The sequence below is a fragment of the Neorhizobium vignae genome, from assembly GCF_000732195.1.
In the GTDB taxonomy this organism is placed as follows: Bacteria; Pseudomonadota; Alphaproteobacteria; order Rhizobiales; family Rhizobiaceae; genus Neorhizobium; species Neorhizobium vignae.
The window spans coordinates 746,358-771,524 of record NZ_JNNU01000002.1 but is presented as its reverse complement, the minus strand read 5'-3'; the positions used below and the strand labels follow the sequence as shown (position 1 = coordinate 771,524).

At 63.0% G+C, this 25,167-nt stretch carries 24 protein-coding genes; 19 read left to right on the top strand and 5 right to left on the bottom strand.

Features of this window, described 5'->3' with window-relative positions; translation table 11 throughout:
* Position 1: 1 nt before the first annotated feature.
* The 9 genes from GQ59_RS03900 (at position 2) to GQ59_RS03860 (ending at position 8,994) form a co-directional block, all read left to right on the top strand.
* The gene (locus GQ59_RS03900; RefSeq protein WP_037077599.1) at positions 2–1,000 is read left to right on the top strand and encodes a branched-chain amino acid ABC transporter permease; all 999 of its coding nucleotides are present in this window, start codon (positions 2–4) and stop codon (positions 998–1,000) included.
* Positions 1,001–1,070: 70 nt separating this feature from the next.
* Positions 1,071–2,666: a GMC family oxidoreductase gene (locus GQ59_RS03895; protein ID WP_037077598.1), complete on the top strand. Its 1,596-nt coding sequence runs from the start codon at positions 1,071–1,073 to the stop codon at positions 2,664–2,666.
* 13 nt (positions 2,667–2,679) lie between these two features.
* Positions 2,680–3,759: an enoyl-CoA hydratase/isomerase family protein gene (locus tag GQ59_RS03890; protein WP_037077593.1), complete on the top strand. Its 1,080-nt coding sequence runs from the start codon at positions 2,680–2,682 to the stop codon at positions 3,757–3,759.
* 23 nt (positions 3,760–3,782) lie between these two features.
* Positions 3,783–4,676 (top strand): 3-hydroxyisobutyrate dehydrogenase, encoded by an 894-nt coding sequence (gene mmsB, locus GQ59_RS03885; RefSeq protein ID WP_037077589.1) that lies wholly within the window; start codon positions 3,783–3,785, stop codon positions 4,674–4,676.
* 98 nt (positions 4,677–4,774) lie between these two features.
* Positions 4,775–4,978, top strand: a complete 204-nt coding sequence (locus GQ59_RS03880) for a DUF1059 domain-containing protein (protein ID WP_037077586.1) — start codon at positions 4,775–4,777, stop codon at positions 4,976–4,978.
* A 209-nt stretch (positions 4,979–5,187) separates the two neighbouring features.
* Complete coding sequence (gene cysP, locus GQ59_RS03875; RefSeq protein ID WP_037077582.1) at positions 5,188–6,186, top strand: thiosulfate ABC transporter substrate-binding protein CysP; 999 nt, start codon at positions 5,188–5,190, stop codon at positions 6,184–6,186.
* Between the two features lie 80 nt (positions 6,187–6,266).
* A complete protein-coding gene (gene cysT / locus GQ59_RS03870) occupies positions 6,267–7,088 on the top strand; it encodes a sulfate ABC transporter permease subunit CysT (RefSeq protein ID WP_037077579.1) in 822 nt (273 codons plus the stop codon).
* 2 nt (positions 7,089–7,090) lie between these two features.
* Positions 7,091–7,978, top strand: coding sequence for a sulfate ABC transporter permease subunit CysW (cysW, locus tag GQ59_RS03865; RefSeq protein WP_037077575.1), 888 nt, complete (start codon positions 7,091–7,093; stop codon positions 7,976–7,978).
* Positions 7,975–8,994, top strand: coding sequence for a sulfate/molybdate ABC transporter ATP-binding protein (locus tag GQ59_RS03860; RefSeq protein ID WP_037077573.1), 1,020 nt, complete (start codon positions 7,975–7,977; stop codon positions 8,992–8,994). The genes cysW and GQ59_RS03860 overlap by 4 nt, the downstream gene beginning before the upstream one ends.
* Here the strand turns inward: GQ59_RS03860 and GQ59_RS03855 are convergent.
* The 3 genes from GQ59_RS03855 to GQ59_RS03845 all read right to left on the bottom strand — a co-directional run bounded on the left by GQ59_RS03855 (position 8,991) and on the right by GQ59_RS03845 (position 12,401).
* Positions 8,991–10,097 (bottom strand): DNA alkylation repair protein, encoded by a 1,107-nt coding sequence (locus GQ59_RS03855; RefSeq protein WP_037077571.1) that lies wholly within the window; start codon positions 10,095–10,097, stop codon positions 8,991–8,993. The genes GQ59_RS03860 and GQ59_RS03855 overlap by 4 nt on opposite strands.
* A 128-nt stretch (positions 10,098–10,225) precedes the next feature.
* Positions 10,226–11,662, bottom strand: a complete 1,437-nt coding sequence (locus GQ59_RS03850) for an NAD-dependent succinate-semialdehyde dehydrogenase (RefSeq protein WP_037078174.1) — start codon at positions 11,660–11,662, stop codon at positions 10,226–10,228.
* Positions 11,663–11,819: 157 nt separating this feature from the next.
* The gene (locus GQ59_RS03845) at positions 11,820–12,401 is read right to left on the bottom strand and encodes a cupin domain-containing protein (protein WP_051903760.1); all 582 of its coding nucleotides are present in this window, start codon (positions 12,399–12,401) and stop codon (positions 11,820–11,822) included.
* 219 nt (positions 12,402–12,620) lie between these two features.
* Here GQ59_RS03845 and GQ59_RS03840 point away from each other — a divergent pair, with 219 nt between their 5' ends.
* Positions 12,621–13,094, top strand: coding sequence for a VOC family protein (locus tag GQ59_RS03840; protein ID WP_037077567.1), 474 nt, complete (start codon positions 12,621–12,623; stop codon positions 13,092–13,094).
* Between the two features lie 11 nt (positions 13,095–13,105).
* On the top strand, positions 13,106–13,600 hold the full coding sequence (locus GQ59_RS03835) for an SRPBCC family protein (RefSeq protein WP_037077564.1): 495 nt from the start codon (positions 13,106–13,108) through the stop codon (positions 13,598–13,600).
* A 94-nt stretch (positions 13,601–13,694) separates the two neighbouring features.
* Here GQ59_RS03835 and GQ59_RS03830 read toward each other — a convergent pair whose 3' ends face one another.
* Complete coding sequence (locus GQ59_RS03830) at positions 13,695–14,870, bottom strand: acyl-CoA dehydrogenase (RefSeq protein ID WP_037077561.1); 1,176 nt, start codon at positions 14,868–14,870, stop codon at positions 13,695–13,697.
* 114 nt (positions 14,871–14,984) lie between these two features.
* Here GQ59_RS03830 and GQ59_RS03825 point away from each other — a divergent pair, with 114 nt between their 5' ends.
* Positions 14,985–15,902: a LysR family transcriptional regulator gene (locus GQ59_RS03825; protein ID WP_037077558.1), complete on the top strand. Its 918-nt coding sequence runs from the start codon at positions 14,985–14,987 to the stop codon at positions 15,900–15,902.
* A 97-nt stretch (positions 15,903–15,999) separates the two neighbouring features.
* On the opposite strand, the gene GQ59_RS03820 is transcribed toward GQ59_RS03825, so the two are convergent.
* Positions 16,000–17,427, bottom strand: coding sequence for an amidase (locus GQ59_RS03820; protein ID WP_037077555.1), 1,428 nt, complete (start codon positions 17,425–17,427; stop codon positions 16,000–16,002).
* Positions 17,428–17,578: 151 nt separating this feature from the next.
* Here GQ59_RS03820 and GQ59_RS03815 point away from each other — a divergent pair, with 151 nt between their 5' ends.
* From GQ59_RS03815 to GQ59_RS03785, 7 genes are all read left to right on the top strand, one after another.
* Positions 17,579–18,676 (top strand): LacI family DNA-binding transcriptional regulator, encoded by a 1,098-nt coding sequence (locus tag GQ59_RS03815; RefSeq protein WP_037077551.1) that lies wholly within the window; start codon positions 17,579–17,581, stop codon positions 18,674–18,676.
* On the top strand, positions 18,673–19,707 hold the full coding sequence (locus GQ59_RS03810) for an ABC transporter substrate-binding protein (RefSeq protein WP_037077548.1): 1,035 nt from the start codon (positions 18,673–18,675) through the stop codon (positions 19,705–19,707). The genes GQ59_RS03815 and GQ59_RS03810 overlap by 4 nt, the downstream gene beginning before the upstream one ends.
* A gap of 99 nt (positions 19,708–19,806) precedes the next feature.
* Positions 19,807–20,649 carry an ABC transporter permease gene (locus GQ59_RS03805; protein ID WP_037077540.1) on the top strand — a complete coding sequence of 281 codons (843 nt, stop codon included), beginning with the start codon at positions 19,807–19,809 and terminating at the stop codon, positions 20,647–20,649.
* Positions 20,646–21,428 carry an ABC transporter permease gene (locus GQ59_RS03800; protein WP_037077537.1) on the top strand — a complete coding sequence of 261 codons (783 nt, stop codon included), beginning with the start codon at positions 20,646–20,648 and terminating at the stop codon, positions 21,426–21,428. Before GQ59_RS03805 ends, GQ59_RS03800 begins: the two co-directional genes overlap by 4 nt.
* Positions 21,421–22,446, top strand: a complete 1,026-nt coding sequence (locus GQ59_RS03795) for an ABC transporter ATP-binding protein (RefSeq protein WP_037077536.1) — start codon at positions 21,421–21,423, stop codon at positions 22,444–22,446. The genes GQ59_RS03800 and GQ59_RS03795 overlap by 8 nt, the downstream gene beginning before the upstream one ends.
* Positions 22,447–22,457: 11 nt before the next feature.
* Positions 22,458–23,381, top strand: coding sequence for a nucleoside hydrolase (locus GQ59_RS03790; protein WP_037077534.1), 924 nt, complete (start codon positions 22,458–22,460; stop codon positions 23,379–23,381).
* Positions 23,378–25,165 (top strand): adenine deaminase, encoded by a 1,788-nt coding sequence (locus GQ59_RS03785; RefSeq protein WP_051903759.1) that lies wholly within the window; start codon positions 23,378–23,380, stop codon positions 25,163–25,165. The genes GQ59_RS03790 and GQ59_RS03785 overlap by 4 nt, the downstream gene beginning before the upstream one ends.
* The last annotated feature ends 2 nt before the right edge of the window (positions 25,166–25,167 follow it).

Sequence of the window (25,167 nt, the reverse complement as noted above, 5' to 3'; positions counted from 1 at the left end):
GATGAGCGAGATGACCCAAACCGCCACCAAGCCGCATATCGAGCGCTCGGCCACCGCTTCCAGGACCTACACGATCTTCGTGATCATCGGCCTGGCGGCTCTGATCCTTGCGCCGATGTTCTTCTACCCGATCTTCCTGATGAAGCTCTTGTGCTTCGCGCTGTTTGCATGCGCCTTCAACCTTCTACTCGGCTATACCGGGCTGCTGTCCTTCGGCCACGCGACCTTCTTCGGCGGCGCGGCCTATTTTACCGCCCATGTGGTCAAGGAATGGGGCTTTCCGCCGGAACTCGGTATCCTGACCGGCGTCGTGGGCGCAGCATTGCTCGGCCTGATCATGGGGTTCTTCGCGATCCGCCGGCAGGGCATCTATTTTGCGATGATCACGCTCGCTCTGTCGCAGATGTTCTTCTTCTTCTGTCTGCAGGCGGAGTTCACCCAAGGCGAGGACGGCATCCAGTCGGTGCCGCGCGGCCATCTGTTCGGTTTCATCGATCTCAACAGCTCGACCAACATGTATTACTTCGTGCTGGGCGTATTCCTGATCGGCATGGTGATCATATGGCGGTTCATCAACTCGCCCTTCGGCATGATCCTCCGGTCGATCCGCGAGAACGAGCCCCGCGCGATCTCGCTCGGCTACTCCGTCGCCCGCTACAAGCTCGGGGCCTTCGTGATGTCGGCGGCGCTGGCAGGCCTTGCGGGCGGGTTGAAATCGCTGGTCTTCCAGTTCGCGACGCTGACGGATGTCGCCTGGCAGATGTCCGGCGAAGTGATCCTGATGACGCTTCTCGGCGGTATCGGCACGCTGATTGGGCCGATCTTCGGCGCCGGTCTGGTCGTCACGCTGCAAAACTATCTGGCAACCTCGCAATTCCCGGTGACGATCGTCACCGGCGTGATCTTCATGGTCTGCGTCCTCGTTTTCCGGCGCGGCATTATCGGGGAATTCTACGCCTCCCGGCTCGGCCGGAAGCTCGGGTTCGAGCATAGACGATAAGATAGAGGGAGGGCGCAGGGATGCGGCTTGCGGGCATGGCTCGCAGGGCGCTTCTTCCTGGAGCATAAGCATGGAAAATTACGACTACATTGTCATCGGGGCGGGCAGCGCGGGCTGCGTATTGGCCAATCGGCTCTCGAAGGACCCGGGCAACCGCGTACTGATCCTCGAAGCGGGCGGCAATGACAACTATCATTGGGTGCATATTCCCGTCGGTTATCTCTACTGCATCAACAATCCACGCACGGACTGGTGTTTTACGACCGAGAAGGAAGACGGGCTGAACGGCCGCTCGCTCTCCTATCCGCGCGGAAAGATCCTCGGCGGCTGCTCGTCGATCAACGGCATGATCTACATGCGCGGCCAGGCTTACGACTACGACATGTGGCGACAGATGGGGTGCACCGGCTGGGGCTGGGACGATGTCCTGCCTATCTTCAAGAAGAGCCAGGATTTCTACAAGGGCGCCGACGACATGCACGGCGCCGGCGGTGAATGGCGCATCGAAAAGCAGCGTCTCCGCTGGGCGGTGCTCGACAGTTTCCAGAAGGCGGCCGAAGAGGCGGGCATCCCGATCGTCGACGACTTCAATCGCGGCAGCAACGAGGGTTCGAGTTATTTCGACGTCAACCAGCGCTCCGGGATCCGCTGGAATACGTCCAAGGCCTTCCTGCGCCCGGCGATGAAGCAGCCGAACCTGACTGTACTCACCAAGGCGCACGTGCGCCGCCTGATCGTCGAAAACGGCGAGGTGAAGGGTGTCGAGTTCCAGCACGATGGGGTGGCGAAGAAGGCCTATGCGAGACGTGAAACCGTGCTCAGCGCCGGCGCGATCGGCACGCCGCATGTCCTCGAGCTCTCCGGCATCGGCCGCGGCGATGTCCTGCAAAACGCGGGTGTCGAAGTGGTCAAGGAGGTCAAGGCTGTCGGCGAGAACCTGCAGGACCACCTGCAACTCCGCCTCGTCTACAAGGTGACCGGCGTTCCGACCCTCAACGAAAAGGCGTCGAGCCTGATCGGCAAGGCCTCGATCGGGTTGGAATACGCCTTCCGGCGCTCGGGGCCGATGTCGATGGCGCCGAGCCAACTCGGCATCTTTACCAAATCCGGCCCCGACAAGGAGACGCCGGATCTCGAATACCATGTCCAGCCGGTGTCGCTCGACAAGTTCGGCGAACCGGTTCACTCGTTCCCGGCAATGACTGCGAGCGTTTGCAATCTTCGTCCCGAGAGCCGCGGGTCCGTTCATCTGAAAAGCCCGGATTTCGCCGCGGCCCCGGGCATCCATCCGAACTACCTGTCGACCGCCGCCGACCGCGACGTTGCCGTCAGGTCGATCCGGATCACCCGCGAGATCGTCAAGAAGCCGGCATTTGCGCGCTATCATCCGGAGGAATACAAGCCCGGCCCCTCCTACGAGACCGATGCGGATCTCGAAAAGGCGGCCGGCGATATCGGCACGACGATCTTCCATCCGGTCGGCACCGCGCGTATGGGATCCGATCCGGATAGCGTCGTCGATCCTCGCCTGAAAATGCGTGCAGTCGGAAGGCTGCGTATCGCCGATGCCTCGATCATGCCTAATATAGTCTCCGGCAACACCAATTCGCCGACGATCATGATCGCCGAAAAGGCGGCCGAGATGATCCTGGCGGACAATCGGTAGACCGGAGAAACGCATGTCCGACACATCTTCCCAGAGCGACGAAGTCCTCATCGACCGTATCGGTTCGGCAGCCGTCATCCGGCTCAACCGGCCGAGGGCGCTGAACAGCCTGAACTTCGCCATGATGCGGGCGATGAAGGCCGCGCTGGAGGAATTTGCTGGTGATCCGGAAGCGTCCTGCGTCGTCGTCAAGGGCGAGGGGGAGCGCGGCCTCTGCGCCGGAGGAGACATCCGGGTCATCTACGAAAGCGGCAAGTCGGACGATCCTGACGTCACGCGGTTCTGGCGGGAGGAGTTTCCCGTCAACTACATGATCTCTCGTTACGAGAAGCCGTATGTGGTGCTGATGGACGGCATCGTCATGGGCGGCGGCGTCGGGATCGCTTCGCACGGGAAACACCGGATCGTCACGGAACGCACCCGTCTTGCCATGCCCGAGACCGGTATCGGCTACGTGCCGGATGTCGGCGCCACGTGGCTGCTTCCCCACGCGCCCGGCGAGACCGGCACCTGGATGGGGCTGACAGGCGAAGTGATCGGCGCAGCGGACGCCATCTATACCAACCTTGCCGACGTGAACGTGCCCTCGGAACGGCTCGGCCCGCTTGTCGAGGCGCTGGGAGAACTGAAGGACGGCGCATCCGACGAGCAGGTGAGGGCAGTGATCGATCGTTTCGCCGTCACGCCGGGCGAAAGCCAGCTTGAGACCCATCGCGACCTGATCGACCGGGTTTTTCGCTTCGATACGGTCGAGGAGGTTGTCGAGGCCCTGAATAGAGAGGATGATGAATTCTCCATCAGGACGCGCGACGTCATCGCCAAGCGCTCGCCGACCAGCCTCAAACTCGCGCTACGACTCATCAGGCGCGGCCGCGAAAGTTCGAGCCTCGTCGAATGCCTGGAGCGGGAATTCACCGCCGGCGTCGAAATCCTGCGCAACCACGATTTCTACGAGGGCGTGCGCGCTGCGATCATCGACAAGGACCGCAATCCGAAGTGGTCTCCGGCGACGCTGGAGGAGGTCGAGCAGGCCGATCTGGACCGCTATTTTACAGCGCGCCATCCGGTGCTGTTTCCGGATCACAGGCTTTAGGACAAGAAAGACGGGAGGAAGGCATGACCAAGATCGCTTTCGTGGGCCTCGGCAATATGGGCGGGCCGATGGCTGCCAATCTCGTGAAAGCCGGTCATGAGGTGCGCGGCTTCGACCTGTCGGAAGCGTCGGTGAAGGCGGCCGTCGAGACGGGCGTGAAGGCTGCCAGCGCGCTGGCGGAGGCGGTGCGCGATGCGGAATGCGTCATCACCATGCTGCCGAAGGGGCAGCACGTCACGGCCGTGTGGACCGATCTCACCACGCTCATCCCCGAGGGCACTCTCGTCATCGACTGCTCGACCATCGACGTGGAAAGCGCCCGCAAGGCACATGAACTGGCGGATGTCATGAATTGCATCTCGCTCGATGCACCCGTCTCCGGCGGCACCGGCGGGGCGGCGGCCGGCACGCTCACCTTCATGGTCGGCGGTTCGGAAAAGGCGTTCGCCCTGGGCAAGCCGATCCTCGAGGCGATGGGCAAGAAGATCGTCCATTGCGGCGACGCCGGCGCCGGCCAGGCGGCAAAAATCTGCAACAACATGATATTGGGCATATCGATGATCGGCGTCTGCGAGGCCTTTGGCCTGGCGGAAAAGCTCGGCCTTTCGCATCAGGCGCTGTTCGACGTCGCTTCCACCTCGTCAGGCCAGTGCTGGTCGCTCACCACCTATTGCCCGGTGCCGGGTCCTGTGCCCGCCTCGCCGGCCAACAGCGACTACAGGCCAGGTTTTGCCGCAGCGCTGATGTTGAAGGACCTGACGCTGTCGCAGGAGGCCGCAAGACAGTCTGGCGCAGCCACGCCGCTCGGCGCCCACGCGGCCGAGCTTTATGCCCAGTTCGAGCGCGCGGGGCATGGCGCAGACGACTTTTCCGCCATCATCCGGATGCTGCGCGAGAAGGCCGGCAGGACGAGCTAGGCCGATTGATCAGGCCGACGGTGTTTGTTTCCTCTGCGCAAAGGGAGTAAATTCTCATCCTCTGGCCAGTCGGTTCAGGGCTTGTGATGGAGGCAGACATGGGACGCCAATACATCGATTGCCGCGAATTTCCGAGCGAGATGAAATGCACCGTTGCGATCGCGGCGGACAATGTGGATGAACTCGTCAACGCAGCCGTGCAGCATGCCATTTCCGTGCATGGTCACCAGGACACTCCTGAATTCCGCACGGAGATCAGGAAGGCCATCCACGAGATGGATGTCCCGCGCGCCGTCGCCTGACGATGCCACGACAGGGCTTTGCCGACGCTCCCGGTGCTGCCTCATTCCATGAAGCGGCACCGGTCTGGATGACGCGCGAAAAGCTCCGCCGTTTATGGCGGATAATGGACAAAAATTCTAACGTCGTAACAAAGGAAAGTCCGCGGTTCCTCGCCGTTTGCTGGGCGTACCGGTAGTTTCACCGGCACAATCCAACACCGGAGACTTGCATGAACCGCCTCCTGATCCTCGGCACCGCACTTGTTGCTCCCTTGGCCGCGCTTTTTGTTAGCCCCGCGCTGGCCCAGTCTCCGACGAAGCTGCTCAACGCCTCCTACGACGTTTCGCGCGAGCTGTTCGTCGCCGAGAACGAGGCCTTCATCAAGAGCCATCCTGGCGTCGCCATCGACCAGTCGCATGCAGGCACCTCGAAGCAGGCCCGTTCGATCGTCGAAGGTCTTGAAGCCGACGTCGTGACCTTCAACCAGTCGACGGACATCGATTTCCTCGCCAAACAAGGCTTCGTGACCAAGGACTGGACCAAGGCATTCCCGAATAATGCCTCGCCCTTCTACTCCTTCCCGTCGTTCCTGGTGCGTGCCGGCAATCCCAAGAACATCAAGGATTGGAGCGACCTTGCTCGCGCTGACGTGCACGCCGTTTTCCCGAACCCTAAGACCTCGGGCAACGCCCGCTACACCTATCTCGCCGCCTACGCCTGGGCCAAGGAAGCGTATAAGGGCGACGCGGAGAAGATCGAAGCCTATATCACCAAGATCTTCGACAACGTTCCGGTCTTCGATACCGGCGGCCGCGCCTCTACCACGACCTTCGTCGAGCGCGAAACCGGCGACGTGCTGATCACTTTCGAGGCCGAGACCCGCGGTATCGTCAAGCAGTACGGCGCCGACAAGGTCCAGAGCGTCATCCCGTCGGTCAGCCTGCTCGCCGAATTCCCGGTTGCAGTGGTCGACAAGGTTGCCAAGAAGCACGGCACGGAAGCGCTCGCAAAGTCCTATCTCGACTTCCTCTACACGGAGGAAGGCCAGCGGATTGCTGCCCAGTTCGGCCATCGTGTCGAGAACGAAAAGGTCGCAGGGGAATTCAAGGATCAGTTCCCGGCAATCCGCCTCGTCAAGGTCGATGACGTCTTCGGCGGCTGGGACAAGATCCAGAAGGAACACTTCGCCTCCGGTGGCACCCTCGACAAGCTGTACGGCAGCCGCTAAGCGCAGACTGGACTTCAACCAAGCCTCGCCCGGCGAACGAAAGTTCGCCGGGCTTTGCCGTGCAAAGAGGATACGATCGCTTGAGACGCAATGTCCTGCCCGGGTTACGCCTGTCGCTGGGGGTGACGCTGTTCTATGTCGGGCTGATCGTGGTCCTGCCGCTGGCAGCTCTGGTCTTCAAGGCCGCGAGCCTCGGTCCCGAAGATTACTGGCGGATCGTCTCCTCGTCCCGGGCGCTCGCGAGTTATCGCGTCACCGTGCTTTCGGCGCTCGGCGCCACCATCTTCAACCTGTTCTTCGGCCTGGCGCTCGCCTGGGTGCTGACGCGCTATCGGTTCCCGGGATGGCGGATCGTCGATGCCATGGTCGATCTGCCCTTCGCGCTGCCGACGGCGGTGGCCGGCATTGCCCTGACGGCGCTTTTCACCACCAATGGCTGGTTCGGTTCCATCCTCGCCGACTTCGGCATCAAGGTCGCCTATACGCCGCTCGGCATCATGATCGCGATGTGCTTCACCTCGCTGCCGTTCATCGTGCGCACCGTGCAGCCGGTGCTGGAGGATCTGGATCCGGCGCTGGAAGAGGCTGCGCAGTCGCTTGGCGGCTCGGACTGGGAGATTTTCCGCAAGGTCATCCTGCCGCTTCTGACCCCGGCGCTGCTTGCCGGCGTGTCGCTCTCCTTTGCCCGCTCGCTCGGTGAGTTCGGAGCGATCATCTTCATCGCCGGCAACCAGCCGATGTCGACGGAGATCACCGCACTTCTCGTCTTCATCCGGCTGGAGGAATACGACTACCAGGCCGCCGCCGCCATCGCCTCGGTGCTGCTGATCGCGGCTTTCGTCATGCTCGCGCTCACCAACTGGATGCAGTCGCGCGCGCTTCGCTACACGGTGAGGGGGTGACCATGGGCGCGACCCGTACAGGCAGAAAGCCGCCGCGCGTCGGCGACCAGCCGCTCTTCCGCCGGATGCTGATCGGCATCGTCCTGGTGATCGTCGCCCTGCTGATCGTCGCGCCGCTGGTGGTTATCGGCGTCGAGGCATTTTCGAAGGGGTGGGCTGTCTATCGCGACACGATCAGTCATCCGGATACGCTGCATGCGATCGGGCTCACGGTGTTTGCGGCAATCGTCGCCGTGCCGGTCAACACGGCTTTCGGTATCGCAGCCGCCTGGTCGATCACCAAATTCGATTTCTGGGGCCGGCGTTTCCTGCTGGTCGTCATCGAGATCCCGTTTTCGGTCTCGCCAATCGTCGCGGGCGTCGCCTATCTCTTCGTCTACGGCCTGCAGGGCGTCTTCGGTCCGATGCTGGACGAATACGGGATCAAGATCCTATTTGCGATCCCCGGCATCATCCTCGCCTCGATGTTCGTCACCGCCCCTTTCGTCGCCCGCGAGCTGATCCCGCTGATGCAGGCGCAGGGCCGCGATCTTGAGGAAGCAGCCACCTCGCTCGGCGCGTCCGGCTGGCGCACCTTCTTCTCTGTGACGTTGCCGAACATCAAATGGGCGCTGCTCTACGGCGTCGTGCTCTGCAATGCCCGCGTCATGGGCGAGTTCGGGGCGGTCTCGGTCGTCTCGGGCAATATCCGTGGTCAGACCAATACGCTGCCGCTGCATATCGAGCTGCTCTACCACGACTACCAGGCGGCAGGCGCCTTTGCCGCGGCCTCCATCCTGGCGCTCATCGCCGTCTTCACCATCATCGCCAAGGTGGCACTCGAGCGCCAGGGAGCCGGTCGCGTCCGTCGCCCGGCTCTGGTCGCCAGTCCCGCGGAGAAAACCCAATGAAAATCCGCCTCGAAAACGTCGTCAAAACCTTCGAGACCTTTCGCGCCGTGCGGGACGTCTCGCTCGAGATCGAAAGCGGCGAGCTCGTCGCGCTGCTCGGTCCGTCCGGTTCCGGCAAGACAACCATCCTGCGCATGGTCGCCGGCCTCGAATATGCCGATGGCGGCCACATCTATTTCGGCGACCAGGACGCCACCGACATTCCGGTGCGCGATCGTGGCGTCGGTTTCGTCTTCCAACATTACGCGCTGTTTCCGCATATGACGGTGGCGGAAAACATCGCCTTCGGCATGAAGGTCTCGAAGGTGAAGCGCGAAAAGGCGGCGATCGAGGCGCGCGTCGTGGAGCTGCTGAGATTGGTGCGCCTCGAAGGTCTCGGCGACCGGTTCCCGGCGCAGATTTCCGGCGGCCAGCGGCAGCGCGTGGCGCTGGCCCGGGCGCTGTCGGTCGATCCCAAGGTGCTGCTGCTTGACGAGCCATTTGGCGCGCTCGATGCCAATGTGCGCCATGACCTGCGCCGCTGGCTGCGCGAGATCCACCGCGAGCTTGGCATCACCACGATCTTCGTCACCCACGACCAGGAGGAGGCGCTGGATCTCGCGGACCGCGTCGTCATCCTGAAAGACGGCCATATCGTCCAGCAGGGCACGGCGGAAGACGTCTGCCGCAATCCGCAATCGGCCTTCGTGATGAAGTTCTTGGGCGACGCCAACGTGCTTGCCGCGGAAGTACGCGACGGCAAGGCTTATGCGAGCGGTGCTGCGATCGACGTTTCCGGCATGGCGGACGGCAAGGCGGAACTTTATGCGCGTCCGGCCGATCTCGACTGGTCCGCGCAGGGGCCGGGCATCCCGGCCAGCATCACCCGCGTTCTCGACCGTCCGGACGGCCGGCGGGTGCTGGCGACCACGGAGACCGGCGAACAGCTGGAATTCGACGTCGAGCCGGAGCGGCCGGTCAAGGCGGGCGAGGGTGGTTTTGTGACGCTGCGGCGGGCAAAAGTGTTCGCGCTCTAAGTCGTCAGCTCAAACGCGCTATCCGCCAGCACCTCGCCGTTGACCATCAGCTCGACGGGATGCCGGCCGGCATAGTGGATACGGGTGGTAAAGTCGCGGATGGCACGGCTGATCGTGAGTTCGCAGCTCTCGCCGGCACCAAGCGTGATCTCCTTCCACTTGAAGACCTTCTTCGACGTGCCGCCCGCCTTCTTCACGTAGTGGACCGCATAGTCGATGACGAGCTTCTGCGGCGCAGACGCGGTCGATACGAGCCTGGCCGATATCTTCACCGCGCCCCCGAGTTTCAACGACGAGGGTGTCACCGCGAAATTCTCGATCTTCACCTCTGCCATGTGACCGGCGCCGAAGACGTGGAGCGCCCGGGCGTCGCCCCTCTTGATCAGCGTGCGCAGCGCCTGTTTGATGATCCAGGCCGTGCGCGGGTCATCCTTCGGCCAGTCGGCGATCCTGTCGAACACCCAGGCGGGGTGGTCCTTGGTAATGTCGTTCAGATGGTTGGCCACCGACTTGCGCACGTAAAGGCTCGGGTCGCTTCTCAGGTTTTCGAGGATCGGCGCGACGGACGAGGGGTCGGCAATCAGGTCTTTCAGCTGGAACGACCAGGGCAGGCGCGGCCGGCAGCCTTCGCTCGACAGCCGGCGCACATGCTCGTTGTCGTCCCGCGACCAGCGTTCCATCACCTTCAGCGTCCGGGCGAGGTCCTTCAGCAGGAAATGCCGGACGGCGAATTCAGACGAGCCGAAACGGGTGAAGAAGGCGAGCGCATCCATCGACAGGTCGAAATGGTCCTGGCCGTGGAGCGCCACATATTCCGGCAGGACCATGGAGGCGAAACCGTGGTTGATGCGCGGCGCTAAGGCCCGGAGGATTTCGAGATTGGTCGCAAAACCGCCGGGCAGAACGTCGTGAAAGACGACCGCGATCTGCCGCAACCGCTGCATGATGCTGAGATCGTCGAGGCCGATGGAGGCGAGCATCAGGAAACGGGAGCCGTCGAAATCAGGATGCACGGCGATCGTCTCGCGGGCGAAATGCTCGAGGCGGTCGCGGTTGAAGATTTCCTTCAGGAGCGGTGCTGATTCGGTCTCAGTCTCGGCCATGGGCTTGTCCGGGTGTTCACTGTTTGTTTTGGTATTCGACTCGAATGAAACCGGCAAGGGCAAAAGAAAACGCCGGCCGATGCGTCAGCACCGACCGGCGTCGAGAACTCGGTTCGAAAACCCTCAGATCAGCTCATCTGGCTGACGAAACGGGTTTCGAGATAGGCTTCGGTGGCTTCCGAGCCGCCTTCCGTGCCGTAGCCAGAATCCTTGATGCCGCCGAACGGCACTTCCGGCAGGGCGAGGCCGTTGTGGTTGATGGTCAGCATGCCGGCTTCCACCTGGCGGCTGAGCGCATGGGCGGTCTTGACCGAGCCGGTGAAGGCGTAGGAGGCGAGGCCGAAGGGCAGGCGGTTGGCTTCCGCGATGGCATCGTCATAGTGCGAGAAGCGGTTGATGATGGCGACCGGGCCGAAAGGCTCGTCGTTCATGATCTTGGCCGAGGTGGGTACTTCGGAAAGCACCGTCGGCTCGAAGAAGTGGCCCTTGTTGCCGATGCGGTGGCCGCCGGTTTTCAACTCTCCGCCATGGGTGATGGCGTCCTGAATGAGCGCTTCCATGGCGGGGATGCGGCGCTCGTTGGCGAGCGGGCCCATGCCGACGCCGTCTTCCAGGCCGTTGCCGACCTTGATCGCCTGGGCCGCCTTGACGAAGCCGGCGGTGAACCTGTCGGCGATGCCGTCCTGAACGAGGAAGCGGGTCGGCGCGACGCAGACCTGGCCGGCGTTGCGGAATTTCGACATGGCGGTGACTTCGATCGCCTTTTCGAGATCTGCATCGTCGAAGATCATCACCGGTGCATGGCCGCCGAGTTCCATCGTGGCGCGCTTCATGTGCTTGCCGGCAAGGGCTGCCAGATGCTTGCCGATCGGGGTGGAGCCGGTAAACGAGATCTTGCGGATGACCGGATGCGGGATCAGGTATTCGGAAATCTCGGCCGGAATGCCGTAGACGAGGTTGATCACGCCTGCCGGCACGCCGGCATCGATGAAGGCGCGGATCAGTTCGGCAGGCGAAGCGGGAGTTTCCTCAGGCGCCTTGACGATGATCGAGCAACCGGTGGCAACGGCTGCGGAGAGCTTGCGGACCACTTGGTTGAGCGGGAAATTCCAGGGCGTAAACGCGGCGACCGGGCCGACCGGCACCTTGATCGCGAGTTGCGAAACGCCGGTGAAGCGGGCAGGGATGACCTGGCCATAGGTGCGGCGGGCTTCCTCGGCGAACCAGTCGATCGTATCGGCGGCGCCCATGACTTCCATCTTCGACTGGGCGAGCGGCTTGCCCTGTTCGCGGGTCATGTAATAGGCGATCTGGTCGACGCGCTGGCGCAGCAGGTCGGCGGCCTTGCGCATCACTTTCGAGCGGTCGAAGGGGGAGGTGTCGCGCCAGATCCTGAAGCCCTTTTCGGCGGCTTCCAGCGCCAGGTCCAGGTCCGCCTTGCGGGCATGGGCAATTTTCCCGATCACTTCTTCCGTCGCGGGATCGGAAACATCGATGGTTTCGCCGCCGATGGCATCGCGCCATTCGCCGTTGATGAAAAGCTTGACGTCGGGATAGCTGTGCATGGTGTCCACTTTCATTTCAAGGCTGGATACGCCGTTTTCAAGGCGTTGGGAGAGGGTGCGGGAATATCGGGTTCTGACCTAAAATAATTGACAGCAACAATCAACATTCATTGGCAATGTCCAAAAGGTGCTGAATGAAATCCGGGCTCTGCCCACCTTAAAGATAGGGTGGCGTGCAGGCACTTACCACCTCGCAGCGCTCGGTTCCGACATTGCGATATCGGTGCGGCTGGCGGCTGTCGAAGAGGAAGGCGTCGCCCTTTTTGAGAATGCGCGTCTGGCCGCCGACGGTCAGTTCCAATTCGCCGGCGACGACCACGCCACCTTCTTCCGCCTCATGCTGCAGCATGGTCTCGCCGGTATCGGCCCCGGGCTCGTAGAACTCGTGGAAAATCTGCACCGAGTGGGATTTGGCGTCGCCGACCTGCAGCAGCGTCAAAGCGCCGGTCGAAAGCGGCGTCAGTTCATCGGCACGGTAGAACACCTGGTCGACCGGCGGCAGCGTCAGCGCGAAAAAGTCGGTCAGCGGGTAGTTGATTGCTTCGAGAATCTTCTTCAACGAGGCGACCGAGGGGCTCACCTTGTTCTTCTCGATCAATGAGACGAGGGAATGGGTGACACCCGCCTTGACCGCCAGCGCCCGCTGCGAGAGGCCGTGCTGCTTGCGCACCAGACAAAGACGCTCGCCGACATTGAAACCGCCACCGGCCCCTTCCGCCGCATTCTCCATGGCGTGCATTCTTCAAAATGACCTTTGTTTCATTTCCTCGCCGCCGATCACGGCAGCGTTTCACTGATACACCGAAGGCGGGAATTTCTCCAATGACGAAAAACGGCGCGGCTGGTGAGGGAGATTTGAGTTTTTTCGGCTGGATGTAGGATTACCGAAAGCACGTGCGTCTTTAAGGTACGGTCGCGATCGGCGGCCGTGCAACCAGGATCGAAAGGGAGAAATGCAATGGCGAAGAACACGATCTGCCTATGGTTCGACAAGGACGCCGAGGAGGCTGCCCGCTTCTATGCCGAGATTTTTCCGGATAGCGAGGTCGGCGCCGTAATGCGCGCGCCCGGCGACTATCCGGATGGCAAGCAGGGAGACGTGCTGGTGGTGGAATTCACTGTTGCCGGAGTGGCATGCATCGGCCTGAACGGCGGCCCGATCTTCAAGCACAACGAAGCTTTTTCCTTCCAGATCTCGACCGAAGACCAGGAAGAGACCGATCGCTACTGGAACGCCATCGTCGGTAACGGCGGTCAGGAAAGCGAATGCGGCTGGTGCAAGGACAGATGGGGCGTCTCCTGGCAGATCACGCCACGCGTGCTCACGGAGGCCCTTGCTGTCGGCGGCGCCGAGGCAAAGCGCGCCTTCGAGGCGATGATGACAATGCGAAAGATCGACGTTGCGACAATCGAAGCTGCCCGGCGGGGCTAGGGGAGGCAACAATGGACAAAAAAGCGAGCAATGGCCGCACCGCGGTCGAACGGAGGTCCGAGCGTGAACTCGTCGTGACGCGCAGCTTCAACGCTCCGGTTCGCCTCGTGTTCGATGCATGGACCAAGCCCGAATTGTTCAAGCTGTGGTGGGCGCCCAAGTCCAGCGGCGTCCCGCTTCTCGCCTGCGAGATGGATGCTCGCGCCGGGGGAGGCTATAGTGTCACGTTCGGACAGGACGCCGCAAACTCCATGACCTTCTTCGGAAAATATCTCGAAGTGTCGCCGCCCTCGCGCCTCGTCTGGACCAATGACGAAAGCGAAAACGGCTCCGTCACTACGGTCAGCTTCGAGGAGGAGGACAGCGGTAAGACGCTGCTGGTCCTGCATGAACTTTATCCTTCCAGGGAAGCCGCCGACGAATCCTGCGCCGGCATGGAAGGTGCGATGCCCGAACAGTTCGGGCAGCTGGATGAACTTCTCGTCACCCTGGACGCGCGCGCGTGAACCCGCGACCGCCATTCGGCTGAAACGCCGATATGTAAAAGCCCGGCGCGCTGGAAGCGGCCGGGCTGATTTGTCGAAGCGGTAAAGTTTCCGCTCAGAAGAACGCCTGAATGCCGGTCTGCGCGCGGCCGAGGATCAGTGCGTGGACGTCGTGCGTGCCTTCGTAGGTGTTGACCGTTTCCAGGTTCTGCGAGTGGCGCATGACGTGATATTCGATCTGGATGCCGTTGCCGCCGTGCATGTCACGGGCCTGGCGGGCGATATCCAGCGCCTTGCCGCAATTGTTGCGCTTGACGATGGAGATCATTTCCGGGGCCATCTTGTGCTGGTCCATGAGCTGGCCGACGCGGAGCGAAGCCTGCAGGCCGAGGGTGATTTCGGTCTGCATGTCGGCGAGCTTCTTCTGGTAGAGCTGCATGCCGGCGAGCGGCTTGCCGAACTGCTTGCGGTCAAGACCGTACTGGCGGGCGCGGAACCAGCAGTCTTCCGCCGCACCCATCACGCCCCAGGAAATGCCGTAGCGGGCGCGGTTGAGGCAGCCGAAGGGACCCTTGAGGCCTGAGACGTTCGGCAGGATCGCATCCTCGCCGACTTCAACGCTGTCCATGACGATCTCGCCGGTGATCGAGGCGCGCAGAGACAGCTTGCCGCCGATCTTCGGGGCCGAGAGACCCTTCATGCCCTTTTCGAGCACGAAGCCGCGAATCTCGTTGTTATGGGCTTCAGACTTCGCCCAGACGACGAAGACATCGGCGATCGGCGCGTTGGAAATCCACATCTTCGAGCCGCGCAGGCGGTAACCGCCTTCGATCTTCTCGGCGCGGGTCTTCATGCCGCCCGGATCGGAGCCGGCATCCGGCTCGGTCAGGCCGAAACAGCCGATCAGCTCGCCGGAGACCAGGCCGGGCAGGTATTTCTTCTTCTGCTCGTCGGAGCCGTAGGCGAAGATCGGATAGATGACCAGCGAGGACTGGACGCTCATCATCGAGCGGTAACCGCTGTCGATACGTTCGATCTCGCGGGCGACGAGGCCGTAGGCGACGTAGGAAGCGTTGGCAGCGCCGTATTCTTCCGGCAGGGTCACACCGAGCAACCCGGTCTGGCCCATCAGCTTGAAGAGGCCCTTGTCGGTCGTCTCGTCGAGATAGGCTTCCTGGACGCGCGGCAGGAGTTCGGCCTTGGCGAAGGCGGCCGCCGCGTCACGGATCATCCGCTCCTCTTCGGTCAGCTGCTCTTCGAGAAGAAAGGGATCGTTCCAGGAAAAAGCCAAGGGTCTGCCTCCGGTTTGAAATCTGGCAAATTGAAGTTTAAAGAATTATCGCCAGCCTGGCGCCGGAGAGCAAGCACCGTTTACTCATCAAGCCATGATCTATAGTAATAGGCGATGGTCAGCCTCTCACGAAAATTGTTACCCTCCACCTCCGCGCTCGCGGCCTTCGATTCCGTCGCCCGGCTCGGCAGTTTCTCAGGCGCGGCGGAAGAGCTGTCGCTGACGCAAGGAGCGATCAGCCGGCAGGTTTCCGGCCTGGAGGAGCAGTTGGGGATCCAGCTGTTCGACCGCACCAGCCGCGGCGTCAGCCTCACTTCCGCAGGCGCCGACTATGCCAAGGCGGTGGCGAACGCACTGTCGCAGATCCGCTCCGCCTCGTTGCAGGCCATGACCAAACGACATAGTGACCAGCTGAACCTGGCAATCCTGCCGACTTTCGGCACCCGCTGGCTGATGCCGCGCATCCCGCAGTTCGTCGCCCGCCACCCGGAAATCACGTTGAATTTCGCCACCCGCATCGGCGTCTTCGATTTCGATCGTGACGGCATCGACATGGCGATCCATATCGGGCAACCCGACTGGCCTGGGGCCGAATGCACGTTCCTGATGGAGGAAATGGTGGCGCCGGTCTCGTCGCCGTCGTTCCTCGCTTCGCACCCGATCAAGAAGGCCGAGGATCTGATGCGCCTGCCGCTGCTGCACATGGCCTCGCGGCCGGGGGCTTGGAACCACTGGTTCGAAAGCCTTGGCATCTCCGGCACGCCGTCGCAGGGAATGCGCTTCGAACAGTTCGGCAACGTCGCCCAGGCCTGTATCGCGGGCCTCGGTGTTGCGCTGATGCCGCTTTTCCTGATCGACTCGGAACTGGCGAGCGGCCAGCTTGTCGAGGCGTTCCCGCATCAGGTGACGAGCCCCAGCGCCTATTATGCTGTGGCACCGCTCAGCAAGGCGGATTTCCGGCCGGTGGTGGCTTTTCGGGCGTGGCTGGTCGAGGAGATCGGGCGGTACCGGGAAGAAGTGGTGGGGTGGTAGGCGGTGCGTGGAGCCCTGCCCCCTTGTGGGGAGGGGCTTCGCTCCGCATCAAGAACCCTCCCCACAAGGGGGAGGGTTAAGACGGCCCCCGTCTCGTCTAAAGCCTCGGCCGCCTATCCAGCCAGTCGGTCGCCGCTTCATAGGCAAGCGCAATCTCCAGCACCGCTTTGTCGGCGCGCGGGCGGCTGATGATCTGGATGCCGGCGGGCAGGCCGTTTGCGCCAAAGCCGGCGGGCATGGCGGCGACCGGAAGGCCGGCCATCGAGGCCGGGACCACGACCTCCATCCAGCGGTGATAGGTGTCCATCGTCCGGGTGCCGATCTCCTTCGGCCAATGGGTTTCCGCATCGAAGGGGAAGACCTGGGCGGACGGCAGGATCAGGTAATCGTACCGGTCGAACACGGTCAGCAGGTATTGATACCAGGCACTGCGGCGTTTCGAGGCGAAATGCACCTCGCGCGCCGTCATGTCGAGCCCGCGCTCGATTTCCCAGATCATCTCGGGCTTCATCCTGGCGCGCTTTTCCGGATCGTCGTAGTTGTCGCGCATGCCGCTCGCGGTCAGCCAGCTGCGCAGCGTCGTCCAGGAGCGCCAGAGATCGTCCATGGCGAAGTCCGGAACGAACTCTTCCACCGCGCAGCCGATCTGTTCGAAGACCGGAAGCGTCGCCCGGCAGAGGTCAAGCACGCCGGGTTCGAAAGGCAGATAGCCGCCGAGATCGCCCAGCCAGGCGATGCGGGCGCCTGAAAAGTCGCGGCTGTCATTCGGCGTCAGGTCCTCGGTCGGCAGGGATAGCGGATCGCGCGGATCGTAACCGGCCTGGGTCGAAAGCAGGGCGGCGACATCGCGCACCGTGCGGCCCATGGGGCCCAGAACGGAGAGCTGGCCCATGAAGTTCTCCAGCTTCAGGGAGGTGGGGACGCGACCGAAACTCGGGCGGAAACCGACGACATTGTTGAAGGCTGCGGGATTGCGCAGCGAGCCCATCATGTCGCCGCCATCCGCGACCGGCAGGAGATGTGCCGAAAGGGCCGCCGCCGCGCCGCCGCTCGAGCCGCCGACCGTCTTGGTCAGGTCGTAGGGGTTCCTGGTGATACCGTGCACCGGATTGTAGCTCTGCGAGCCGAGCCCCTGTTCCGGCGTGTTGGTCTTGCCGATGATGATCGCGCCGGCCGCGCGAATGCGCTCGACCATCACCTCGTCCTTCTCAGGCACGAAATCGGCAAAGATCGGCGAGCCATAGGTGCAGCGGATGCCCTTCACTTCGCAGAGATCCTTGATGGCGATCGGCATGCCATGCATCCAGCCGCGCGATTTGCCTGAGGCAAGCTCTGCGTCGCGTTCCGTGGCCTCGGCCAGAAGCTCGTCCCGGCCGCGCAGGCTGACGATCGCGTTGATTGCGGGATTGAGCCTGTCGATCCGTTCGAGATAGGAGGTCATCACGCCGGCGCAGGAGGCCCGGCCATCATGGATTGCTTCCGAAAGTGCCGTCGCGGAAAGGCCGGTTGTCTCGTCGTCCTGCATCAGTGTCCCCCATCAATACCCAAGGATTTCCACAGGTCGGGGCTTGGGAAGTCAAGGCCGCATTGGGGATATCCGGACTGGCATTTACAAACGACTCGACAAAGCCTTTCGAGCAAAGTATTCGTGCTTAAACGTTTAATCAGAGCATCCTATGGCTTTACCCCGTCCCGGACCGAACATGAGCGCCATCGCTGCCGCCCTCGGCGTGTCGGCGGCGACCGTGTCGAATGCGCTTTCCGGCAAGGGGCGCGTGTCGCCGGAGCTTATCGAGAAGGTGCGGGCCAAGGCAAGCGAACTCGGTTACGTGCCGAGCCTGACCGCCCGGGCGCTGCGCACCGGCCGTACCGGGGTCCTCGGGCTCGTCCTCCCGGATATCGCCAACCCGCTCTTCCCGCAGATCGCCCAGGCGATCGAGAACGCCGCCTCGAATGCCGGCTACGGCGTGCTCATTGCCAACTCGCGTGGCGATATCGCGGCGCAGACCGAGGCGATCGGCCGGCTTCTGGAACGCGGCGTCGACGGCATGGTCATCGTTCCCCGGCGCGGCACGCGGATCGCCGATGTCGGCTGCCCCGTTGCCGTCATCGACACGCCTTCCACGCCAGGCAATACCGTTTCGGCCGACCATTGGGAGGGCGGCAGCCAGATGGGGCGCCATCTTGCGGAGCTTGGCCACCGCAAGGTCCTGCTGATCGGTACCAGCGCCTCCTCGAACGTGCAGAACGACCGTGTCGGCGGGCTGAAGGCCGGCCTCGGCGCGCAGGTCGAATGCGATACAATGTGGATCGAGAAAGTCGAGGCGGTTTCGGGCGAAGGCTGCCCGCTCGGTCTGGCGGACAAGGCCAGGGCGGGTTTTACGGCCTTTGCGGCCGTCTCCGATCTTTCGGCTCTTCGGGCGCTGACGGAGCTGCAGCGCGCCGGCATCGGCGTGCCGGAAACGGTCAGCGTCACCGGTTTCGACGACCTTATCTGGTCGGCGGTCGTCACGCCGGCCCTCACCACGGTACGGATGGACATGGCGACGATCGCCGATCTGGCGATTGCCGCGCTGATCCGTGCGATCGAGCCGGAGGGAGAGGCCGAGAACGGAGCCGAGGAGGTTTCGACCGGCAACGTCATCTCCGAGACGGACCGCGTCCCGATGCAGCTCATCATACGCCAGTCGACGGCCGCCCCGTACGCCGGCCGCACACCGAATTTGCATGCCTCAACCCCCAACACGCCGACAGCAGGAGAAATCACATCATGAACAAGGTCATTCTTGCGTCGGGCGCCGCCCTGATGCTCGCCATGAGTGCCGCGCAAACCCCGGCTCTCGCCCAGGAAAAAACGCTGACGATTTCCGTCTATGCGCTCGCCCAGGACGAATACAAGCAGATCGTCTACGAACCCTTCCAGAAGATCTGCGGCTGCAAGCTGGTTGTCGAGACCGGCAACAGCGTCGAGCGCCTCGCCAAGATGGAGGCCAACAAGGCCAACCCGGTCGTCGACATGGCCGTCATCTCGATGGCGGATGCGCTGGCTGCCTCGCGTGCCGGCCTGATCGACAAGGTCGACACATCGAAGCTTTCGAATTTCGGCAAGCTCTATGACATTGCCAAGGATCCGAACGGCGACGGCATGAGCGTCGGTTACACGTTCTATGCCACCTCGATCGCCTATCGTTCCGACAAGATGAAGATCGACAGCTGGGCCGATCTTCTGAAGCCGGAATATGCAAGCCATGTCGCATGGCCGAACGTCACCACCAACCAGGGCCCGCCGGCGCTCTATATGCTCGGCCTTGCGCTTGCCAAGGACACCCCGGACCTGAAGGCTCCGATCGAAGCGGTTGGCGCCAAGAAGGGCGAGATCGTCACCTTCTACGAAAAGTCGTCGCAGCTGGTGCAGCTGATGCAGCAGGAAGAAATCTGGGCAGCGCCGATCGGCCGCTTCACCTGGGCGCCTTTCACCAAGCTCGGCTTCCCGATCGCCTGGGCCATGCCGAAGGAAGGCCAGACGGGCGGCATGAACGTCATGACCGTCACCAAAGGCTCCAAGAACCGCGACCTCGCGCTGCAGTTCATGGATTTCTGGCTCTCGACCGAAGTCCAGACCAAGCTCGCCGAAAAGCTGATCGACAGCCCGTCCAACAAGGATGTCAAGCTTTCGGAGGCGATCGCCAACAACCTCACCTATGGCGAGGAAACGGCAAAGAGCCTGAAGCTGATCCCGTCCGCCGTCGCACTCGATAACCGTGCCGGCTGGATCAAGACCTGGAACGAGAAGGTCGGCCAGTAAGGTCAACGCAACCACGGAATAGCCTCCCAAGGCTGAGGGATGCGGGCAGCGCGCAAATGCCTGTCCGCATCCCGACTTATTGAACAGGATCGAACCACCATGTTCCAGAACAGGGCTGAAGCGCTGGCACTTGCGCTGCCGGCCGCGATCTTCGCGGCGGCGGTGTTTCTCGTGCCTGTCGTGATCCTGCTATCGGATGGATTTCGCGCGCCGACCGGGGGCTGGACGATTTCCGCCTATACGGACTTCTTCTCCAATTCGCTGAACCAGACAGTGTTCCTGCGCACGCTCAGGCTCAGCGCCCTCGTTACGGTCGCCTCTGCGGTGATCGGTTATGCGGCGGCGTTCGCGATCGTCAGCCTGGAACCCGGCGCCAAGGGCAAGGTCACAGGCCTCGTGGTGCTGCCGCTGATGATCTCGCCGGTCGCCCGCACCTATGCCTGGATCGTCATCCTCGGCCGCACCGGCATCGTCAACCAGGCTTTCCAGGCGCTCGGCATCACCGAGGCGCCGCTGCGCATCCTATTCTCGGAGACGGCTATTTTCATCGGCCTGCTGCAGCTCTTCCTGCCGTTGATGATCATCTCGCTGATTTCGGCGCTCGAAAACATGCCGAAGGACGCCATTCCGGCAGCCCGCGTCCTCGGAGCCAACTGGTTCCAGGTGTTCTGGAAGGTCGTGCTGCCGCTCACCAAGGAAGGCCTCGTGATCGGCGGGACGCTGGTCTTCACCGGCTCGCTGACCGCCTATATCACCCCCGCGATCCTCGGCGGTTCCAAGGTCCTGATGCTCGAAACGCTGCTCTACCAGCAGGTTGCGGTCTCCAACAATTTCGTCGCTGCAAGCGTCATCGCCTTCATCCTGATCGTCATGAGCTTTGCCGCCAACATTCTCCTCAAGCGGGTCGCCACGGCCCGCAACAAGCAGAGGAGCCAGGCATGACCGCGCGCAGCCTCTTCATCCCCATCACGCTTCTCTTGGTGATCGCCTTCCTGATCGGGCCGTTCCTGATCATCGTCGCCGCCTCCTTCTCGGCCGGCGAGACGCTTGCCTTCCCGCCGCAGGGATTTTCGCTGCGCTGGATCGCCAAGGTCTTCACGGTCGAGAGTTTCCGTGCCTCGTTCGGCATGTCGCTGTTTTTGGCGATCGGCGGTACGGCGGCGGCGCTTGTCCTCGGCATCCCGGCCTCCTATGCCCTGTCGCGCTACAAGCTGCCAGGCGCCGAGATCGTCCGCACCATCGTTTCGGCGCCGATCATCGTTCCGGGCATCATCGTCGGCCTGGCGCTGCTGCGCTACATTGTCGTCCCCTTCCAGGTCGGCATCACGCTGGCATTGTTCCTCGCCCACACTGCGCTGGTGCTTCCCTATGCGGTGCGCGTCGTCTCGGCCAGCCTCGACAATCTGCGCTCCGATATTGAAGAAGCGGCAGTGCTGCTCGGCTCCTCGCGGCTCGGCGCCTTCTTCCGGGTGGTGATGCCGAACATCCGCGGCGGCATCATGTCGGCCTTCATCCTCGGCTTCGTTACCAGTTTCAACCAGGTGCCGGTGTCGCTGTTCCTCTCGGGGCCTGGCGTGCGCACCCTGCCGGTCGACATGATCGCCTATATGGAAATCGTCTTCGATCCCTCCGTCGCAGCGCTTTCGTCGCTGCTCGCCTTCCTCTCCATCGGCATCGTTTTCATTGCCGAACGTTTCCTGGGGTTCTCCCGTTATGTCTGATGCGTCCTATCTCTCGCTCGAAAAGCTGACGCTCGCCTATGGCGATTCCGTCGCCGTCGCGAACCTCGATCTCGACATCCGCAAAGGCGAACTGATCGCGCTGCTCGGCCCTTCCGGCTGCGGCAAGACGACGACGATGCGGGCGATCGCCGGCCTGCTGGCGGTGAAAAGCGGCCATGTCCGCCTAGACGGTGCCGACATCACCCGCATGCCCGCCAACAAACGCGCTGTCGGCCTGATGTTCCAGTCCTATGCGCTGTTCCCGCATCTCTCCGTCTACGAGAACGTCGCCTTCGGGCTGAAGCTCAAGGGCATGCGTGGTACGGAGCTCGAGACGAAGGTCCAGTCCGGCCTGAAATCCGTCGGCCTTTCGACGTTCGCCAACCGCAAGCCGGCCGAGCTTTCCGGCGGCCAGCAGCAGCGCGTGGCGCTCGCGCGTTCGATGGTGATGGAGCCGAAGGTTCTGCTGCTCGACGAGCCGCTGTCCAATCTCGACGCCCGCCTTCGGCTGGAAATGCGCACCGAGCTGCAGCGCGTCCAGAAGGAGACCGGCGTGACAATGATCTTCGTCACTCACGACCAGGCCGAAGCTTTGGCGCTCGCCGACCGCATTGTGGTCATGAAGAGCGGTAAGATAGAGCAGATCGGTTCGCCGGAAGACATCTACAACCGCCCGACATCGTCCTTCGTTGCAGACTTCGTCGGGTTCGAAAACATTTTCCCGCTCGAAAACGGAAAGATGAAGACCAGCGCAGGTCTCATCGATCTCTCGGGCAAGGCCCCTTCAGCGGCGGGCCTTGCTTGGCGGCCGCGTATGGTGACCCTGGGGACAGGTCCTTTCCAGGGCACCGTGCGCGGTACTTCCTTCGCCGGCGACGCACGGGAATACCTGCTCGATACCGCGCTTGGCCCGATCAAGGCAGAGGTCGAGGCAAGCCAGCCGCCGCATGCGCTGGGTGCCGGCCTCACCTTCGACCTGCCGGCCGAAAAGGCCGCGCCGCTCTCGCGATTCGTGTAGGATTTGCTGACATGGGTATCTGGATCGACACGGACATGGGTTTCGACGACATCGCTGCGATCATGGTCGCAGCGCATGCGGGGCTCGGCGTCGACGGCGTTTCACTGGTCTTCGGCAACGCGCCTATCGAGCATGTCCGCCGCAATGCAGCCGGCGCGGCCTCCGCTTTCGTCTGGCCCTTCCCGGTCCATGCCGGACGCGCTGCACCGGTGCTGGCCAAAATGGAGACTGCGACAGGCATACTAGGCCAGACCGGTATCCCGACCGCGGGCCGGGCCTTGCCCGAAGCGCCGGATGCGTTTCATACCGATGCCTTCGAGGCGCTCTGTTCCTGGCTCGAAAAGGGCGAGGGCAAACGCCGCGTCATGGCGCTTGGCCCGCTCACCAATATCGCGGCATTGGCGCTCGCCCGGCCGGATCTTGCGGCCAAAATCACCGATCTCACCTGGATGGGCGGCGGGGTCACCAACGGCAATCATACCGCATCCGCGGAGTTCAACGCCTTTGCCGACCCGGAAGCGTTGGCGATCGTGCTCGCTCACAAGATCCCGTTGCGGATGATCGATCTCGATCTCTGCCGCAAGGTGCTCTGCGCACCGGACGATGTGGCGCCGATCCGGGCTGCTGGCGGGCGTAACGCGGACCTGGTTGCCGATCTTCTCGCCGGGTTCGTGGCGATCGCCACCAGCCGTGGTCGTCCGGCCATGGCGCTTTACGATGCGGTCGCGGCCGTCGCCTTCGCCTTTCCGGAACATGTCACCTGGCGCGAGGCGCGCATCGATGTCGAACTGTCCGGCACGCTGACGCGCGGCCGCACCGTGGTCGAGACGCGCACCGGCCGGGGCGAATTCAACGCGGCCTATGGCGTCGATATCGACGTCGAAAAGGCGAGAGCCATCATTCTTGAAACACTGCGGGCAGAGGCAAGCTGGTGAAGAGTATCATCTCGAGTGTACAGGAATTCACCGAACCGGGCCTGCGCGACCGTGCCGTTACCGCCGCGCGTGGCGATGCGCCGTTCGACATCCTGATATCGGGCGGGACGCTGGTCGACATGGTGACCGGTGAGCTGCGTGCGGCCGATATCGGCCTCGTCGGCCCTCTAATCGCCAGCGTCCATGAGACCGGCTCCCGCTCGGATGCCGCGGAGATCATCGACGCGACGGGCACGTTCATCTCGCCGGGTCTCATCGACACGCATATGCATATCGAAAGTTCGATGGTGACGCCGGCGACCTATGCGGGCGCCGTGCTGCCGCGCGGGGTGACGACGGTCGTCTGGGACCCGCATGAATTCGGCAATGTGCACGGGACAGAAGGTGTGGCCTGGGCACTGGAGGCGGCGAAGCCGCTGCCGTTGCGCGCCGTCGTTCTGGCGCCGTCCTGCGTGCCGTCGGCGCCCGGTCTCGAAATGGCCGGCGCCGATTTCAACGCGGCGACGATCGAGGAAATGCTGTTCTGGCCCAAGATCGGCGGGCTTGCCGAAGTCATGAACATGCGCGGCGTCATCGATCGCGATCCGCGCATGAGCGCCATCGTCCAGGCGGCGCTGGTGTCCGAAAAGCTGGTCTGCGGCCATGCCCGCAGTCTCGTAGGGCCTGACCTCGCAGCCTTCATGGCGTCGGGCATTACGTCAGACCACGAACTCGTCTCCGCTGCCGACCTGATGGCCAAGCTGCGTGCGGGCCTGACCATCGAGATGCGCGGATCCCACGATCATCTGTTGCCGGAATTCGTCGAGGCACTCAACACACTTGGCCGCCTGCCGCAGACGGTGACGCTCTGCACCGACGATGTTTTTCCGGACGATCTCGTTCAGGGCGGCGGCCTCGACGACGTGGTGCGCCGGCTGGTGCGCTATGGCATGAAACCGGAATGGGCGCTGCAGGCGGCGACACTCAACGCTTCGGCGCGCCTCGGTCGCACCGACCTCGGCCTGATCGCCGCAGGTCGCCGGGCCGATATCGTGCTCTTCGAGGATCTTGCGGATTTCCGCGCCCGCCACGTTTTTGCCAGCGGCACGCTGATCGCGCGTGACGGCGTGATGACGGTCGAACTCCATGCGACCGACCCCTGCGTTCTGCAGGATTCGGTCAAGCTCGAGCCGCTTCGGGCGGAAGATTTCAAACTGCCCGCCGAGGGCCGCAGAGTCAGGCTCGCGACGATCGATCGCCCGCGCTTCACGAACTGGGGGCAGACGGATGCGGATGTCGTCGATGGCTACGTGGTACCCCCGGAGGGCACGACGTTGATCGCCGTGACCCACCGCCACGGCCGCGCCGACAGCCGCACCCGTCTTGGGTTCCTGACCGGCTGGGGCACCTGGAAGGGTGCATTCGCCACCACGCTTGCGCATGACAGCCACAACCTCACCGTCTTCGGGTCCGATCCGGCCGACATGGCCGCTGCTGCCAATGCGGTGATCGAGGCCGGCGGCGGCATGGCGGTGGCAACCGGCGGCAAGGTCGAAGTGCTGTTGCCGCTGCCGCTTTCCGGCCTCGTCTCGGAGGCGCCGATGGCGGAGGTGGCCGAAGGTTTCAGACAAATCCGCGCCGCCATGGACCGCCTCGTCGACTGGCAGCCGCCCTATCTCGTGTTCAAGGCCTGTTTCGGCGCGACGCTTGCCTGCAATCCCGGCCCGCACCAGACGGATCGCGGCATTGCCGACGTCGCCACCGGCACGCTATTGGAATCGCCGATCCTCGAAATTCTCGAATAGGA

Coding starts and splice junctions, on each gene's coding strand:
- GQ59_RS03900 (WP_037077599.1), top strand. CDS start 2: ATGAGCGAGATGACCCAAACCGCCACCAAGCCGCATATCGAGCGCTCG.
- GQ59_RS03895 (WP_037077598.1), top strand. CDS start 1,071: ATGGAAAATTACGACTACATTGTCATCGGGGCGGGCAGCGCGGGCTGC.
- GQ59_RS03890 (WP_037077593.1), top strand. CDS start 2,680: ATGTCCGACACATCTTCCCAGAGCGACGAAGTCCTCATCGACCGTATC.
- mmsB (WP_037077589.1), top strand. CDS start 3,783: ATGACCAAGATCGCTTTCGTGGGCCTCGGCAATATGGGCGGGCCGATG.
- GQ59_RS03880 (WP_037077586.1), top strand. CDS start 4,775: ATGGGACGCCAATACATCGATTGCCGCGAATTTCCGAGCGAGATGAAA.
- cysP (WP_037077582.1), top strand. CDS start 5,188: ATGAACCGCCTCCTGATCCTCGGCACCGCACTTGTTGCTCCCTTGGCC.
- cysW (WP_037077575.1), top strand. CDS start 7,091: ATGGGCGCGACCCGTACAGGCAGAAAGCCGCCGCGCGTCGGCGACCAG.
- GQ59_RS03860 (WP_037077573.1), top strand. CDS start 7,975: ATGAAAATCCGCCTCGAAAACGTCGTCAAAACCTTCGAGACCTTTCGC.
- GQ59_RS03855 (WP_037077571.1), bottom strand. CDS start 10,097: ATGGCCGAGACTGAGACCGAATCAGCACCGCTCCTGAAGGAAATCTTC.
- GQ59_RS03850 (WP_037078174.1), bottom strand. CDS start 11,662: ATGCACAGCTATCCCGACGTCAAGCTTTTCATCAACGGCGAATGGCGC.
- GQ59_RS03845 (WP_051903760.1), bottom strand. CDS start 12,401: ATGCACGCCATGGAGAATGCGGCGGAAGGGGCCGGTGGCGGTTTCAAT.
- GQ59_RS03840 (WP_037077567.1), top strand. CDS start 12,621: ATGGCGAAGAACACGATCTGCCTATGGTTCGACAAGGACGCCGAGGAG.
- GQ59_RS03835 (WP_037077564.1), top strand. CDS start 13,106: ATGGACAAAAAAGCGAGCAATGGCCGCACCGCGGTCGAACGGAGGTCC.
- GQ59_RS03825 (WP_037077558.1), top strand. CDS start 14,985: ATGGTCAGCCTCTCACGAAAATTGTTACCCTCCACCTCCGCGCTCGCG.
- GQ59_RS03820 (WP_037077555.1), bottom strand. CDS start 17,427: ATGCAGGACGACGAGACAACCGGCCTTTCCGCGACGGCACTTTCGGAA.
- GQ59_RS03815 (WP_037077551.1), top strand. CDS start 17,579: ATGGCTTTACCCCGTCCCGGACCGAACATGAGCGCCATCGCTGCCGCC.
- GQ59_RS03810 (WP_037077548.1), top strand. CDS start 18,673: ATGAACAAGGTCATTCTTGCGTCGGGCGCCGCCCTGATGCTCGCCATG.
- GQ59_RS03805 (WP_037077540.1), top strand. CDS start 19,807: ATGTTCCAGAACAGGGCTGAAGCGCTGGCACTTGCGCTGCCGGCCGCG.
- GQ59_RS03800 (WP_037077537.1), top strand. CDS start 20,646: ATGACCGCGCGCAGCCTCTTCATCCCCATCACGCTTCTCTTGGTGATC.
- GQ59_RS03795 (WP_037077536.1), top strand. CDS start 21,421: ATGTCTGATGCGTCCTATCTCTCGCTCGAAAAGCTGACGCTCGCCTAT.
- GQ59_RS03790 (WP_037077534.1), top strand. CDS start 22,458: ATGGGTATCTGGATCGACACGGACATGGGTTTCGACGACATCGCTGCG.